Consider the following 15,259-nt stretch of genomic DNA (forward strand, 5'->3'; position numbering starts at 1 on the left):
GAGGTCAGGCCTCGGCGAGCACGGGTTGAACCAGATCGCTCGAATGGCCTGGTGCGAGGGATGCGTTCGGGTCGAGCGCTACCGCTGCGTTGTTCACCGCGGTAGCCACCTCACCGAAACCGACGGCGATCAGTTTCACTTTCCCGTCGAAGGTGGCGGCGTCCCCCGCGGCAAAGATATTGGGCAGGGTGGTCCGCATTGTGCTGTCCACTGTGATCGACCGGCCTTCGAGTTCGAGGCCCCAGTCCGCGATCGGCCCGAGATTCATCAGGAATCCGAGCGCGGCAACGACAACCTGGGCCTTGACTTCACGTCCGGACGACTCGCCGGCGACCTTGACGACAACGCTCTCAACCTGATCATCGCCACGTATTTCCGCCACATCGGCATCGAGCAGCAGATCGCAGGCAGACTCACGCAGTAGGCGGACCGAGTGCTCGTGCGCCCGGAACTGCTTACGCCGGTGGACGAGCGTGACGGAGCGGGCCCGCGGTAATGCGGCCAACGCCCAGTCCACTGCAGAGTCACCGCCGCCGACGACGACGACATCCTGACCGTCGAGGACGTCTAGCCGGGGAACGAAGTAGCGCAGTCCTCGACCGAGAAAGGCCTCCCCGGTTGCCAGGGGCCGCGGAGTGACAGCTCCGACACCGGAGGTGATCACCACAGCCCGCGCGTCGATCACCACACGTTTCGAGGTGGTGACCCGCCACCCGGCGGGGAGGCGTTCGAGTGTGTCGGCCTGTTGTGAGAGCAGGTGTTTGGGAGCGAACGCCTCTGCTTGCTGGGTGAGATTCCGGATGAGCTGCTGCCCCTGCACGCCGGGCAGGCCGGCGACGTCGTAGATGTTCTTTTCGGGGTAGATGGCCTGTACTTGGCCGCCGACCTCGGGCAAGGCGTCAACCAGTGCCGTGCTGAGCCCTCGAAAACCCGCGCAGTAAGCGCCGAAGAGGCCAACCGGTCCGGCACCGACGAACAGCAGGTCGACGGCGACGTCGGCTGTCGAGATTTCGGTTGTCATGCAGATCGCTCCTCGGGTTCAGGGTTGGCGTAGACGGGTGGTACGGATGTGTGTCCGCGACTGCGACACGACACCGGACGGGTCAGGAGGTGGCACTCGTCAGAAGTTGGGACAACTGGAGCTCGTCTTCCGCGGCGAACTTGTCCTCGAGCTGCATCGGGGAGTAGTCCTCGTCGATCTCCTCCAGCGGCCTGCCGCGCGCGCTTTCGATCGACTCGAGCCGTCGGTTGAGCTTGTCCATCCCGTAGTCGGTCATCTCGTCGATGGTGATACCGAACGGGATTTCGTCGAAGGTGTCGAAGATCCTGACGATCAGCTGCAGGGCGGGCTCCAACAGCTCCTGCATGCGCTCGTCTACGACATCCCAGTTCCGGTCGTCGGCGGCCACATGCCGCCGGCAGGTGAACGTGCCCCAGGCCATGTGCCGACGCTCATCGTCACCGATGTGCTTGATCACTTCCTGCATCCCGGGCAGGATGTTGCGACTCTTGCAGACCTTGGCCCAGGCGTAGTAGCCGGTGAGCGCGAGGCATCCCTCGACCACGTGGTTGTAGGTGACCGAGGCGCGGATCTGGGCCGCCGGCGACGGGTCCGTGGTCAGTGCGTACAGCGACTTGGGGAGTTCCTCGGTGAAGATCCGCTGGTAAGGCTCGCTGTAATCCACATATTCGTGGAGATCGCTGCTCAGTCCCACTGCGTCGAACCAAAGTCGGAACGCCTGCATGTGCTTGGCTTCTTCGAAGGTGAACTGGGTGAGGTAGGCCTCGTCGGCCAGCCTGCCCTCGGCGGCCATCGCCGACATGAAGGGCTGCAGATCCTGTGCCACCGACTCCTCGCCGGCGATGAAATGTGCGGCGAGGATGCAGGTGAGCCGCTTTTCTTCATCGGAGAGTCCGGCGAAGTCTTGGGCGTCCTGGGAGAAGTCGATGGCTTCGGGGTCCCAGAACTTCTTGTTTCCCTTGCGGAACAATTTCATTGCGAATGAATTCATTCGCAGGCCGCCCTCGCTGAGGCTGCCAAATCCGCTTCGTTTGCCATGCTCGATAACGCGGTCGATTGCCATACCATTTCCTTTTCTAGTGGTGCGCGTTTGGTGGAGGAGAATGCGAACTCAGTAGCGGATCACGCCACGGATGTTCTTTCCGTCGCGCATATCTGCGTAGCCCTGGTTGATGTCCTCGAGGTCGTACTCGGTTGTTACCAGCTCGTCGAGCTTCAACTGTCCGAGGGTGTACAGCTCGAGCAAGCGGGGAATGTCGTGCTGACCGTTCGATGATCCGAACAGCGATCCTCGGATTTGCTTTTCGTAGAGGGTCAATTCGAGAAGGTTTGTCGTGATGGTGGTTTCCTCGGGGTGGCCGATGGCGGTAACGACGACTCGGCCCCGCTTGCCGACGAGGCTCAGGGCGGGTGTCATATAGGCGCCCTCGGCGACATCGGTGGTGATGACGCAGACATCCGCGAGCTGGCCGCGGGTGAGTTCGCTGACCACGTTCCACGCCTCGTCGACCGACGAAGCGGTGTGCGTGGCGCCGAACTCGCGTGACTTGGTGCGTTTGAACTCGACCGGGTCAACGGCCATGATCATGCGGGCGCCGGCGATCCGTGCTCCCTGGATCGCGTTCATGCCGATGCCTCCTGCGCCGATGACGACGACGGCGTCGCCGGCTCGCACCTCACCCGAACGAACTGCGCTGCCGTACCCGGTCGTTACTCCACAGCCCACCAGCGCAGCCTTGTCCAGGGGAATGCCGTCATCGATCTTCACCACCGATGCTGCTGGGACGACCGTGTATTCGGAAAAGGTTCCGAGCAAACACATTTGACCGACATCCTCGCCGCGCGCATGGAACCGGTACGTCCCGTCGAGTTGGGGTCCGAGCATCACCGCGGCACCGGAATCGCACAAGTTGCCGATCCCGCGTACGCAGTACGAGCACCGGCCGCATGCGGGCAGGAACATCATGACGACGTGATCACCCTCGGAAATGTCGGCGACGTTCGCCCCTACTGCCTCGACGACACCGGCGCCCTCATGCCCTCCCACGAGCGGGTAGGGGAAAGGCAAGTCGCCTGTGACCAGGTGTTCGTCGGAATGGCACAGTCCGCTGGCGGTCAGCTTGATCAGAACCTCGCCCTCGCCGGGTGGATCCAAGTCGATCTCCTCGACCTGCCACTTCTCGTTCTGACCCCACAGGACTGCTGCTTTTGTCTTCACGGGCTGTTGACTCCCTCACTCGCGGAACGGCGTGTAACCATCATCACAATGATTGGGGGGTGTTCGCGCGAGCCGCGCGTGCCGCTGATGGCCCCTGGGGGCCAGGTGCAGGACTATGTATGCCACGGCTCGACCACGGTGTACCGAGTTGTTCCCTTGGCGCGGTCACATAGGTAGCCGGGCGTTACCGGCGAGCCCGGTACCGGGGCGCCCTATAGGTCGTGGACTGATCGATCACCTGAGAATTCGTTGATCACCGTGCCGTGCCGGGTCGCGCGAGGGCTACGCGGCCACTTCGACAGACTGCGGAGGAGTGCACCGGGCGGGCATCGCCTCGGATTCGCGACACCCAGGCGCCGGGACTGGCCCTCCACTCACGTAATGGGCACTTCGAGGTACACCGCGAGGCCACCACCTGTCCGCGCACCGAAGTGCAAGCGCCCATTCAGCGAGATCACGATCTGATCGGCGATCCACAAGCCGAGTCCCGCGCTACCACGCTGATCACCGACGGACACGAACTTCTTGGTGACGATGGAAGCCAGCTCGGGAGGTAGCCCGGGGCCGCGATCGAGGATCTCGAGATGCAATTCGGACCGACTCACTCGAGCGACTATGTCGACCGGCTCACCCCGTCCGTGCCGACTGGCGTTCGTGAGCAGATTGGTGATCACGCGGCGAAGCAACTGCGGATCGAACCGGCACCGGACATCCGGTGGCGAGATCGTCATCCGAAGTTGAGGAGGGACCAGGCCGACGGCGTCTGCGGTGGCAAGCAGGAAGTCGTGCAGAAGAACCAGCTGCCGATGCCCGGTGCTGAACGTGGGTCGACGGCTCGCTGCAACATCCCCCAGAGCATCCATCATCGCCGACAGGTGACCTGCATGTGCCGCGATCAGGTCCCTGGCCCGTTGAGTATCGTGGGCCGGTAGATTGCGTTGACCTGCGTCGGCCAGGGCCTTCAAAGAAGCGATCGGCGTTCGTAATTCGTGCAAAATGACCTGTAGGCCAGTCTCCTGGGCCTCATACGACTTCAGCAATCGAGCACGCAGGTCCCGTTCCTCCTCGGCGGCCGCGTGTTCGGCGGCCGCTTCGGCCCGCGCCGCCGCCTGCGCTTGCGCCGCGCCTTCGGTGAGCAACGTGAAGGCCGCCGTCAATGCGGCGGTGAACAACAGATATAGCGGCCACCACAGCCCGGCCTGTAGTCGAACCTCGAGCGGCGTGTCCGCGGAGTTCACAGTGAGTGCGAGGAGGAAATACGACACACCCAGCGCAAGGGAGAGCAGGACGGTACCCGCAAAAGACAATCGCGTCGCCGCGGCGATGATAACCAGAAACAGCAACGCCACGGTGGGACTTTCCCTACCGCCGGTTGTCGCGATGAACCCGAGCGACAGCCCCGCGTCCAGGGTAGTCACGATTGCGGACGCCCTCATGCTCCCCAGTTCAGTCGACGGATAGTAGAACCCCGTGAGCGAATACACGGTCGAGATACCGAGGAGAAGTAGCGCCCACCCGAGATGCTCGCGTACATTGCCCGCTCCCACCGCCAGCAGCACCCCCACCGACAGCACGACACCACAACGGACGCTGATGATGATCCGCTGGATCGTTCGGATATCGGTATCGCTAAACGATTCCGTGCCCGAGTGCATACTGGATCCCGACGAGCGCCACCACGGAACGGCCGACATGGTTACCTCCCACTTACACTCAACCAGTCGTTTGATGTGTAATCACTGTGGCATGACACTAATTCGGGTGAGGCAATGCGTGACCAGAAACTGATATTGGCCCTGATCGATGATCATGATTTGTTCACGCAAGGGCTGGCAATGCTCCTCGAGGCGCAGGACGCCGACCGTTTCGAGGTAGGCGGCATCACCAACCGAGCAGATGAGGCCCTGGCCCTGGTCGGCTCGTGCGGTGCAGACATCGCAATCGTCGATCTCACGATGCCCCCGACCGGCGGAATGCTGGCGATTCGTCAAATCAAGTCCCGATACCCCGACACGAAAGTCGTCGTGCTGTCCGGGACGACGGACTACAAGCTCGCCGAGGAAGCCTTACGAGCCGGCGCCGACGGATTTCTACCAAAGTCGGCGGACCCACACGTACTGGTAGCTCCGCTCTTGACCGTGGCCGCCGGTCTACGAGTCATCGCACCTGATTTGTTGACCGTACTTCTCGATTCTGTCCGGCACCCTCCGCAAAGCCTGCTCGACAAACTGGCCGTGGAGGAGATTCGACTCTGGGTTCTGCTCTCCCGCGGCCTGGAGACCACGGAGATCGCCAAGCACATGCTCGTCTCCGAACGCACAACCAAACGAATGGTGGCAGCGCTGCTCAACAAACTGGGGGCGCCGAATCGGGTCGTCGCGGCCGGCTTGGCCGGTCACTACGGGCTCCTCGGCACGAGCACAGTCGACTGAGCGTCGTCGCCAGATCTATGAAGTTCCTGGCCCGGTTGTGCAACCAGAAGTGGACGTAAGGGCCGCGGTCAGCGCCCCGGGTGTGGCCAACACGATGAGATAGTGCCCGATGGCACACGATCGAAGCTCGCTGACGCCAACTGCGTGGGTGGTCGGCCCGCCTATGCCTGAGCAGCGCAACGGGCCGTGAGGGCATGTCAAGCACCGGCCACCCCCCCAAAAAAGGCCCAGTCCAGCCAACGTCAACACGGTCTGGGGCCGGCACACCTACGCCACCCAGGCTAGGGCGAAATCCCTGTCGGAATGGTCTCCAAGCTGCTCGGGCACACATCGTTGACCATCATTACTAACGGGCACCCTGAGCGGCGAGCACGACAAACGCTGGCCGGAGCCGACTGGTTCACCACCACGGCGGTGACGCTACGAGTCCCAGGTATTCCGTGCCGTCCACCCCACCACGATTCCTCTGCGGCGAGGCGCGTCGGTACGGCACCTGCGCCGCGACGCGGACGTCCTGTGCAGGCGCCCGGCCCACCATGATGGCCCTGCGGGTCAGTTCTTCCGCCCATGGCGGTTGGACGATGGGCATTCGTATTCTTTCCAGAAAATGCTAACGCAGGCATCGCCAGGGAGACCAGGATTAGGAGATGGCCGATGCAGAGCCCGCACGGACTGAACGCGACGTAGCGCTCTCAGTCGTCTCCGAGCTCGAAGCCGAAGGCTTCAACGACGCGCTGGAAGTTGGTCGCGGAGGCTTCGGCGTCGTCTACCGTTGTGTTCAGACCGCATTGGATCGAACAGTCGCGATCAAGGTCTTGAATGAAGGCTTCGAACGTGACGAGCGCGAACGCTTCGTCCGAGAACAACGGGTCATGGGAAGATTGTCCGGGCATCCGAATATCGTCCAGATACTGCAGGTGGGAGTTCTCGCGGCAGGGCGCCCGTATATCGTGATGCCATTCCACGCGCGCGATTCGCTGGAAGCGTGGGTTCGACGCCACGGCCCCTTGCCCTGGCCGGATGTCCTTCAGGTCGGGATCAAGCTCGCTGGCGCTCTACACACAGCACACGACCTCGAGATATTGCACCGCGACGTGAAGCCGGCCAACATCCTGATCACCGACTACGGGGAGCCTCAGTTAGCCGACTTCGGCATCGCGCGGGTCGGCGGCGCCTTCAAGACTTCGACGGGACACATCGCAGGCTCGCCCGCCTACACCGCCCCGGAATTGCTGCAGGGTCAGGCACCCGGACCGGTATCCGATATCTACGGACTCGGCTCGACGCTCTTCACGTTGATGACCGGACACGCAGCGTTCGAACGCCGGGCCGGCGAGGGCGTTGTTGCTCAGTTCGTACGAATCACCCGTGCGTCGATCCCCGACCTCCGTATGCGGAATTTTCCACCCGATGTGGTGGCCGCAATTGAGCATGCGATGGCCAAGTCTCCAACAGACCGCCCCCAATCGGCCGTCGCTCTCGGAGATGAACTCCGGGGAATCCGAGAGAAGCACGGATTGTACAGCGCGGATATGGCGCTTGCAGGGCCCACAGGAACCGATACTTTCGCGAACCGTTCCGCGGACCAACCGGTTGGTAGGGCACATGAGGCTGGGTGGATGCCTGCGGCGACATCCACACCGCCGAGCGCCTCGACCAAGTTCCGTCCGCCCACCTCCACTCGACCATTGGTGGTGCGGCGCAGGCTGATCGACACTCTGCAAAGTGGTGCGCACCGCAGATTGGTCCTGATACATGCGCCCGCCGGCTTCGGCAAAAGCACGCTGGCGTCGCAGTGGCGAGGCGTTCTGGTCGAGGACGGTGCCTCAGTCGCATGGCTGAGCGTCGACCCCGACGACAACAATGTGGTCTGGTTTCTCGCCCATCTGGTAGAAGCAGTCCGCCAGGTTCGCCCCGCCCTGGCGCGTGAGCTCGGACAGATCCTCGAAGACCATCCCCCGGACGCGGCCCGATACGTACTGAGTTCGCTGATCGACGAGATCCATTCCAGTGGCGAGCGTTTGGTGGTCGTCATCGATGATTGGCATCGGGTGAGCGCAGACGAAACGATCGAGGCCATGGACTTCCTCCTCGACCATGGGTGTCACCATCTGCAGCTGGTAGTGACGAGTCGCACTCAGGCCGGTCTACCCCTGAGCAGGATGCGGGTGAGCGACGAACTCGTGGAAATAGACCCGGACGCACTGCGGTTCGATGCCTCGGAAGCGAAGGCTTTCCTCCTCGACGTCAATGGCCTGCGGCTAAGCGAATCGGAGGTCACTGAACTGGCCATCGCGACGGACGGATGGGCGGCCGCGCTGCAGTTGGCATCGCTGTCGCTTCGCGGCCGGGACGATCCGGCAGAGTTCATCAGACATCTGTCTGGACGGCATCATGCCATCGGCGAGTATCTCGTGGCCAACGTGCTTCACACGCTCGAGCCCCACCTACTCGATTTCCTGATGGCCACGGCGATCGCCGAGAAGGTCTGCGGCGACCTAGCCGCAAAACTAACCGGCCTGCAATCTGGCCAGGCACTGCTCGAGGAAGCCGAAGGTCGGGATCTCTTCTTGACCAGCATCGACGATGACAAGGAATGGTTCCGCTACCACCATCTGTTCGCCGAGTTCCTCCAACGTCGACTCGAACGAGTCGATCCGGCAAGGGCCCGAGAACTGCATCTCACTGCGTCGACCTGGTTCGAGGACCACGGAATGCTCAGTGAGGCAGTCGATCACGTAATGGCGGCGAAGGATTTCGATCGTGCCGCTCATCTGGTCGAATCAGGTGGAATGGAGTTGATCGAGAACTCCAGGATGGCAACATTGCTTGGTCTTGTCGCGAAGCTTCCCCCCGCTGTGGCATACAATCGACCGCGTCTTCAGCTCACCGTCGCGTGGGGAAATGTGTTGTTACAGCGGCCGAAGGTCATGCAACTCGCGCTCGACCGTCTCTCTTCCTCCCTCGATTCGGAGTCGATGACCGAGTGGGAACAGCGTGCTATCGCCCGCGAAGCAAACTTGGTCCGAGCAGTCGCAAAGGTCCTCGCCGATCAGAGCGAGGGTGTTCAGGACCTGATCGACGACATTCTCCGAGATCCTGACGGTTTGCGTCCTTTCGTCGCGTCGGCCGCGAGCGATGTGGCGTCGTTTCTGGCGATTCACAACTTCGAGTTCGCGGCAGCTCGGCGATGGCAGGACTGGGCACGCAGGTATCACGAGCAGACCGTCGGGCCGTTCAGTGCGGTCTACGGCCACTGCATGGCTGGAGTAGCAGCATACGAGGTTCTCGACGTCGGGGAGGCCGAGAACATCTTTCATACCGCACTGGCGCTCGCACGACAGACCGGCATGCACAGTCACGCCGCACGCCTCGCTGGCGCACTTCTCGGTTCTGTGCTGTACGACAAGGGCGCCATCGACGGCGCGGAAGAGTTGCTCGATCGCAGCAACGAACTCGGCCCCGAAGGTGGTGTCGTCGACATCATGCTCGCCACCTACGGCGTTGGATCACGGATCAAGGTACTTCGCGGAGACCGTGATTCCGCGACGATCCGTCTGGAGGAAGGGGCGAGGATAGCGGAGAAGCTCCATCTTCCGCGTTTGGCCAAGCGCATTGTGAACGAGCGAATTCGCGCCGGATTGCCAATCGATCCCTCTTTGGAAGCGCGTCTGAAAGATGCCGGCCCTCGAGAGGAGATGGAGAACGGGATCGCGGAGGTCTCATCTCAATTCGACGAAGATTCGACGATAATGCTGCTCCTCGCCGACCGTTCTGACGCATCCATCGAAGCGGCCCTCGCCCGTGGGCGAGCGCTGGTCGAGAGCGTGAAGAAGCAAAAGCGGCCGCGAGCACTGATGGTGTCGACATTGCTGCTGGTGCACTGCCTTGCATCGGCGGGCCGGATGGACGAGGCCAAACGGACGCTGGCTCCAGTCGCGTCGCAGTGTGCCGTTCTCGGACTACCGCGTTTGCTGCTCGATGGCGGTGCGGAAATTCCACATGTTCTGTCCCAGCTTCTCGAAGACGTCCGCTCCGGTGATCGATGGTTACGGCGGTGGCCCGATGTGACCGCCTCGTTCCTCACCGATGCCATGGGCCGCGATGTCTGAGTTCAGCCGCTGACCGCTCGTATTCACGGGCAAGCGGTCCGGCGCCAAAGGCGTAAGGATGAACGGGGTCGTGGGCCACGTGAAGACAACCAGCACGCGCACGCAGCGAAGGTAGAACGTGCGGAGCGGAGGGAGGCCACGGAATTGGCCCGACACGGGGCCGCCGCACCACGGCAGCGGATGAGGGAGGGCATGGGCGATGGGTAGGTACCCGAGCTGGGGATGATCCACTACCCGGACTGGGAAGTGGTGCCCTCGGTCCAGGACGAGATGCGCCGCACGCTCGCTATTCACGATGACGACACCACCCGTCTTGGTGATATTCCGCAGGTATCTGCACCTGCTCGAAAGCGACGGAATGTGAATCAGCGACCGATACAAGCTCCCGGGCGAGATCTCCGGCGGAATGCGACAACGTGCCGGTCTCGCTCGCGCTCTGGTTCTCGACCCGCAGCTCATTTTGTGCGATGCGCCGGACTCCGGTCTCGACCCGGTCCGCCGGGCCTACCTCAGCCAGCTGTTGATCGATATCAATGCGCAGATCGACGCCACCATCTTGATCGTGACCCACAATATTTCCGTCGCGCGCACCGTGCTTGACAACATCGGAATGCTCTTTCGTAGGTATCTGGTGATGTTCGGCCCCCAGGGAGGTCCTCCTCACCAGCGACTAGTGTCGTACGCCATAAATTCGTGCTTTAACTTGATATACCGAGGCATGCCTCGAACCGGACGCCCGAAGGCTGAGTTGATGTTGACCGATAACGAACGCGAACAACTCGTTCGATGGTCGCGGCGAGCGAAAACCCCCCAATCGTTGGCACTGAGGTCGCGGATCGTGTTGGCCTGCGCGGAGCCGGGGATGACCAACAAGCAAGTCGCGGCAGACCTGGGGATATCCGCTAACACGGTCAACAAATGGCGCGGGCGCTTCGTCGACCGACGCCTCGACGGCTTGGTCGACGAACCTCGACCGGGTCGTCCGCCCTCGATCTTGCTGGACCGGGTCGAAGACGTGGTCACCGCGACACTGGAAACCACCCCGGCCAATGCGACGCACTGGTCGCGTACCGCGATGGCCAAGCGCACCGGCCTGTCACCGTCGACGATCGGCCGGATCTGGCGCAAGTTCGAACTCACACCGCATCTGACCGACGGTTTCACGCTGTCCACGGATCCGCAGTTCGTGGACAAGGTTGTCGATGTTGTTGGCCTTTACCATAATCCGCCCGAGCATGCCGTTATCCTCTGTGTGGACGAGGAGGGCCAGATGTAGGCATTCAAACCGTTCCCAGCCGGTGCTGCCGATGATGCCCGGCATGCCGGAACGGCGCAGTCATGACTACGCCCGCAGCGGCGTCACCAGCCTGGGGGTACCTCCCTGGACGTAGTCCTTGGGGGAGTCGCGGCATTCAACATCGCCGACGGTACGGTGATCTCCGAGCTTCATCGACGTCACCGGGCCGTGGAGTTCAAGAAGTTCCTCACCGCGATCGACAAGGCCGTCCCCGACGAGTTGGACGTGCATCTCGTCTGCGACAACCTGGCCACCCACAAGACGCCGGCAGTAGGCGACTGGTTGGCCAAGCACCCACGTTTTCACGTCCACTTCACCCCGACCGGGTCCTCCTGGATCAATCAGGTCGAGCGCTGGTTCGCATTCCTGACCGATCAGCTGCTCCGCCGTGGTGTACACAAAAGCGTTGCAGCACTGGAGAAAGACGTTCGCAACTGGATCAAGACCTGGAACGACGACCCGAAGCCGTTCGTCTGGCACAAGACCGCCGAGGAGATCCTCGATTCCCTCGCCAAATATATCTCACGAATTTCTGACGCGGGACACTAGCCCGTCGTGGAACAGTTCCTCAGTGGTCGCCGAATCGGCCCATCGGTATGAGCGAGGAGAAGGATGAATCGCAGATTGCCCGGGAGCAGGCGTTGGTCGAGGCTGGCCATCATCGTGGCGGCACGGAAGAGAGATGGAAGGCATTGTCGCGCAGATTCAGCCGACTCCAGGGCTGCCGTTTCGCGAGGCCGTGTTCCGTCGTCAGGAGCGGTCAGGGAGATCATGCATACGCTGCCCCCAACGCGCAGGCGGCCATCAGGGAAAGCATCGACGCCGAACAGGACACACAGGTCCTTCCCGCGGGTGGTGCGAATATTTGGACGCCGGCATAGTTCGACCGAACCCATCTCGTGTCAGATCCCGCATCACGCCTGGCGGGGCGGGCCGCTCGTGAAGCTCCAACTCCGGTCAGCTGAGATGAGTGATCTGAGGCGTCCAGGTCGACGCATGGAGCTCCGGTCATGTCCTCACAGAATGTCCTCACAGACGAAGGAAACGGAGAACGACATCAGAAATCTGCCGACAGGTCTCCACATTCTCTCGGTGTACGTTGCCATCGGCGGCGGGCAGGACTATGTGGCTGACCGTGAGCCGGATCAGCACGTCGACGGCGTGGTCGATGTCGGCGCGGTCATGGTTGGGTAAGTGTTCATCGAACCAGCTGATCAGCCGTTGCGTGGCAAGTTCGAGCATTGATGTGGACGTGGCGACCAAGCGCAGTACGCTCGATTCCCCCCGGAGGTCATCGAGCGGTGCGGTCAGCGCTGCGCGAAGCAACGGACTCTCGACTGCTTCGTCGAGGGTGTATTGCACCGCTTCGGTGATAGCCCTCGGGACGGAGTCGGTGTTGGTGTCGAGGATGGTCTGTATTCCCGTGAGGAACCGCTCCGTTTCACGTAGTACGAGGGCGTCCCCGAGCTCATTTTTGCTGGCGAACTCTTTGTACAACGTCGGACGCGAAACTCCGATCATGGCAGCGACGTCACTGAAGCGGACCTTGTTCCACCCTTTTTCGGTGATCAACGTCTGCGTCGCACGCAAGGCTTCCTCTCGCATGTGCCGCCGATAAGACATCCGCAGGGATTCCCCGATCACGACCATCACCTTAACGGATGGGTGACAAGTGTTCAGATCGCGACACTGGTCCGATAGTGCCGGTCAGCGAAAACGCGTTTACAAACTATGCGACTATGTATCTGCATATACAATTGATCAAAATATGTATGCAATGATTCTTCGAGTTGAGACGTACAAGCTCCTTCGAAAGGTGCCGTATGAGTCGCAGGTGTAGCAATCACGGTGAGGGCGGTGAACAACGACACTCGGCTGATGGTTTGCGCGTACCGCAGAGCGCCGACAAGGGGGTGTTGGGACAGTGGTGGGGGAGATTTCACCAGCACCATCCGACTGTCCGAGACGGCGACGAGCTTCCACCGCATCACAGTTGGTGCCTGGGGTGCGGACCCGATAATCCGCACGGGCACCACCTGCACGCGCGCCGTCGCGGAGAGGGGGTCGTCGCCGAGCACGTCTTCGACGACCGGCACATGGGCGCTCCGGGGATCGCGCACGGCGGCGCCGTCACCACGGTCCTCGACGACATGTTCGGGATGCTGCTCTACACCGTAGGCGAGATGGCGGTCACTAGGCGCCTCGACACCGAATTCCACGCCCCCGTCCTGCTCGGCACTCGGTACGTGATCACCGCGGACCTGCAGCGCCGTCGCGGGCGCAAACTCGACGTGACCGCGCGGATGGAAGTAGCGACCACCGGGGATCTTGCCGCATCGGCGCGCGCGTTGTTCATCGTCGTCGACCTGGCACATTTCACGACCTCGCTGACACGTGCCCAGTCCACCACGGATATCGACCAGGACCTCCCGTGACCGCCTCGAGCACTGGGGGCTGCTCGTCGATGCGTTGCTCACCGATCACGGCCCCGCCGGCCCCTACGCCGCGTTCGCTCGGTTGCGCGGCGCTCACCCGGCACTGTCGACGCGGACCGGAGCGCTGATTCTCTCCCGCTACGACGACTGTGACGCCGCGCGACGAGACCGTAATCTGGGCAAGGTCGACGAATCGCTCGGGTTTCGCCTCAGCGAAGGGCCCGAAGAATTGCAGCGCACCGCGATGCGTCGTTTTCGGCGCACGATGCTTTCGCAACCCACCCGACCACGCGCGGTTGCGCCGCATCGTGGTAGATGTGTTCACCCCTGTCATATCGACGAACTGCGCTCGTCGGTGATCGCCCAGATCGAGTTGCTGCTGGACAAGATGAGCGTGCGACCCCATGCCGACATCATTGCCGATCTGGCTTTACCCTTACCGGTCTCGGTGATCGGGACGATGCTCGGTGTCCCGGATGACGACCGTGCGGCGGCGGCGCAGCTGGTTCGCGACCTCGTCGCCCCGCTCGAACCCAGCGCTGACGCCGCCGCCGTCGCGCGCGCGGCCGTCGCCGAGGATCGATTGACCGACTATTTCACCGGGTTACTGTCGGCAAAACGCCGAGCGCCGGGCGACGATCTACTCAGCAGGTTGGCCACCGCGCGCGGGGACAACGCGTTCGACGACGACGACGAATGCGTGGTACCGCGCTGCTGCTGTTTGCCGCGGGCTTCGAGACCACGACCAATCTCATCGGTAACTGGGGTGGCGGCGCTGCGCGCACACCCCGAGCAAATGCACTTGCTCCGCGAACGACCCGAAATTGTCGGCACCGCAGTCGAGAAACTCCTGCGCTACGACGCCCTCGTGCAAACCAACGGATGCACAGTGCTGCGCCCGACCACCCTCGCCAGCCACGACCTGACCCCAGGGCGGGCCGTGCTCACACTCCTTGGTGCCGCCAACCGCGACCCCGACGTCTTCGACGACCCCGACACTCTCGATCTCACCCCGACCGGACGCCCCCCACTTGCCTTCGGAGCCGGAATCCTTCCGCAGCCTGCAAGCCTCAGGATGCCAAATACTGGCCGACCGCCTCGGCGATCCTGCCGTCCACGCAGCGGCGGAGGCGGCGCATCTCGCATCGCGCGGGCGGAGCGGAGTGGCGACCGCAGCGTCCGACAGAAGCATGCCCGCGATCCTCCGAGCGGCTGTCGCCGCCGACCGTGCCGCGTTCTTGCCGGAGATGGAGGCGAGCCTCGCCGGGCGCTGACCGTCGCGGCCCGCTCGCTGCGCGGTCCGCAGGCTTACCTCGTACCCGCCGCCGTCGACCTGATCACTGCTCCACCCCGCTCGACAGCACCAACTAGCACCTATCGCTCCCAGGACATCAACCGAAAGTTGATGTTCCCCACTCGTCCGCGATCTTGCCGGTGACGGGATTTTCTCACTGTGACGCCGTCGAGGTTCGGGCCACGGCTTCCCCAATGCGCGCCCGGTATAGACGAGCAGGTCGGCAAGTCTCGGGGGTTGAGTCATCGTTCACTTACGCAACCCCCGTCGCAGAACTTAGGCCACGGTCGTCTCGAATCCAGCCGACGCCGGTATACCCGCCCCAGCGTCGACCGAACTGCAGCTGTCAACCGCCTTCCTCGACCGCTGACCGACATGCCTACCGGTGGGCTCCACGACCTCCGCCGTATCCCGCTCATGCCCGATTTACACTCCGAAACAGAGTGTCAC

At 62.6% G+C, this 15,259-nt stretch carries 11 protein-coding genes and 2 pseudogenes; 6 read left to right on the top strand and 7 right to left on the bottom strand.

Annotated elements, in window-relative coordinates; translation table 11 throughout:
- Nucleotides 1-4: 4 nt before the first annotated feature.
- The 4 genes from GO592_RS39420 to GO592_RS39435 form a co-directional block, all read right to left on the bottom strand.
- Complete coding sequence (locus tag GO592_RS39420; RefSeq protein ID WP_007297941.1) at nt 5-1,021, bottom strand: NAD(P)/FAD-dependent oxidoreductase; 1,017 nt, start codon at nt 1,019-1,021, stop codon at nt 5-7.
- 82 nt (nt 1,022-1,103) lie between these two features.
- Nucleotides 1,104-2,084, bottom strand: a complete 981-nt coding sequence (locus GO592_RS39425; protein ID WP_007297942.1) for a R2-like ligand-binding oxidase — start codon at nt 2,082-2,084, stop codon at nt 1,104-1,106.
- Between the two features lie 48 nt (nt 2,085-2,132).
- A complete protein-coding gene (locus GO592_RS39430; protein ID WP_007297943.1) occupies nt 2,133-3,239 on the bottom strand; it encodes an NDMA-dependent alcohol dehydrogenase in 1,107 nt (368 codons plus the stop codon).
- A gap of 374 nt (nt 3,240-3,613) precedes the next feature.
- Nucleotides 3,614-4,933 carry a sensor histidine kinase gene (locus tag GO592_RS39435; RefSeq protein ID WP_012686932.1) on the bottom strand — a complete coding sequence of 440 codons (1,320 nt, stop codon included), beginning with the start codon at nt 4,931-4,933 and terminating at the stop codon, nt 3,614-3,616.
- Nucleotides 4,934-5,008: 75 nt separating this feature from the next.
- Here GO592_RS39435 and GO592_RS39440 point away from each other — a divergent pair, with 75 nt between their 5' ends.
- The gene (locus GO592_RS39440) at nt 5,009-5,671 is read left to right on the top strand and encodes a response regulator transcription factor (RefSeq protein ID WP_007297945.1); all 663 of its coding nucleotides are present in this window, start codon (nt 5,009-5,011) and stop codon (nt 5,669-5,671) included.
- 400 nt (nt 5,672-6,071) lie between these two features.
- Here the strand turns inward: GO592_RS39440 and GO592_RS39445 are convergent, their stop codons facing one another.
- Nucleotides 6,072-6,260 carry a hypothetical protein gene (locus GO592_RS39445; protein ID WP_012686933.1) on the bottom strand — a complete coding sequence of 63 codons (189 nt, stop codon included), beginning with the start codon at nt 6,258-6,260 and terminating at the stop codon, nt 6,072-6,074.
- A gap of 58 nt (nt 6,261-6,318) precedes the next feature.
- Between GO592_RS39445 and GO592_RS39450 the strand changes: the two genes are divergently transcribed.
- On the top strand, nt 6,319-9,783 hold the full coding sequence (locus tag GO592_RS39450) for a serine/threonine-protein kinase (RefSeq protein WP_007297946.1): 3,465 nt from the start codon (nt 6,319-6,321) through the stop codon (nt 9,781-9,783).
- 286 nt (nt 9,784-10,069) lie between these two features.
- Here the strand turns inward: GO592_RS39450 and GO592_RS46125 are convergent, their stop codons facing one another.
- Nucleotides 10,070-10,447: a hypothetical protein gene (locus GO592_RS46125; RefSeq protein ID WP_162130651.1), complete on the bottom strand. Its 378-nt coding sequence runs from the start codon at nt 10,445-10,447 to the stop codon at nt 10,070-10,072.
- An 87-nt stretch (nt 10,448-10,534) separates the two neighbouring features.
- Here GO592_RS46125 and GO592_RS39460 point away from each other — a divergent pair.
- Both GO592_RS39460 and GO592_RS45320 read left to right on the top strand, forming a co-directional pair.
- Nucleotides 10,535-11,629: pseudogene (locus GO592_RS39460) on the top strand (IS630 family transposase).
- Nucleotides 11,630-11,961, top strand: a pseudogene (locus GO592_RS45320) (ABC transporter ATP-binding protein); the annotation flags it as partial.
- 148 nt (nt 11,962-12,109) lie between these two features.
- Here the strand turns inward: GO592_RS45320 and GO592_RS39465 are convergent.
- A complete protein-coding gene (locus tag GO592_RS39465; protein ID WP_308821644.1) occupies nt 12,110-12,730 on the bottom strand; it encodes a TetR/AcrR family transcriptional regulator in 621 nt (206 codons plus the stop codon).
- A gap of 266 nt (nt 12,731-12,996) precedes the next feature.
- Between GO592_RS39465 and GO592_RS39470 the strand changes: the two genes are divergently transcribed.
- Complete coding sequence (locus GO592_RS39470; protein ID WP_012686937.1) at nt 12,997-13,515, top strand: PaaI family thioesterase; 519 nt, start codon at nt 12,997-12,999, stop codon at nt 13,513-13,515.
- A 34-nt stretch (nt 13,516-13,549) separates the two neighbouring features.
- Nucleotides 13,550-14,953 (top strand): cytochrome P450, encoded by a 1,404-nt coding sequence (locus GO592_RS39475; RefSeq protein WP_193384909.1) that lies wholly within the window; start codon nt 13,550-13,552, stop codon nt 14,951-14,953.
- Nucleotides 14,954-15,259: the final 306 nt, after the last annotated feature.

The sequence above is a fragment of the Rhodococcus sp. 21391 genome (assembly GCF_016772255.1).
Lineage (GTDB): Bacteria > Actinomycetota > Actinomycetes > Mycobacteriales > Mycobacteriaceae > Rhodococcus_F > Rhodococcus_F opacus.

Bases quoted from the DNA above. Each gene is read 5' to 3' on its own strand.
- GO592_RS39425 (WP_007297942.1), bottom strand. From the start codon at position 2,084: ATGGCAATCGACCGCGTTATCGAGCATGGCAAACGAAGCGGATTTGGC.
- GO592_RS39450 (WP_007297946.1), top strand. From the start codon at position 6,319: ATGGCCGATGCAGAGCCCGCACGGACTGAACGCGACGTAGCGCTCTCA.
- GO592_RS39420 (WP_007297941.1), bottom strand. From the start codon at position 1,021: ATGACAACCGAAATCTCGACAGCCGACGTCGCCGTCGACCTGCTGTTC.
- GO592_RS39435 (WP_012686932.1), bottom strand. From the start codon at position 4,933: ATGTCGGCCGTTCCGTGGTGGCGCTCGTCGGGATCCAGTATGCACTCG.
- GO592_RS39445 (WP_012686933.1), bottom strand. From the start codon at position 6,260: ATGCCCATCGTCCAACCGCCATGGGCGGAAGAACTGACCCGCAGGGCC.
- GO592_RS39440 (WP_007297945.1), top strand. From the start codon at position 5,009: ATGCGTGACCAGAAACTGATATTGGCCCTGATCGATGATCATGATTTG.
- GO592_RS39465 (WP_308821644.1), bottom strand. From the start codon at position 12,730: ATGGTCGTGATCGGGGAATCCCTGCGGATGTCTTATCGGCGGCACATG.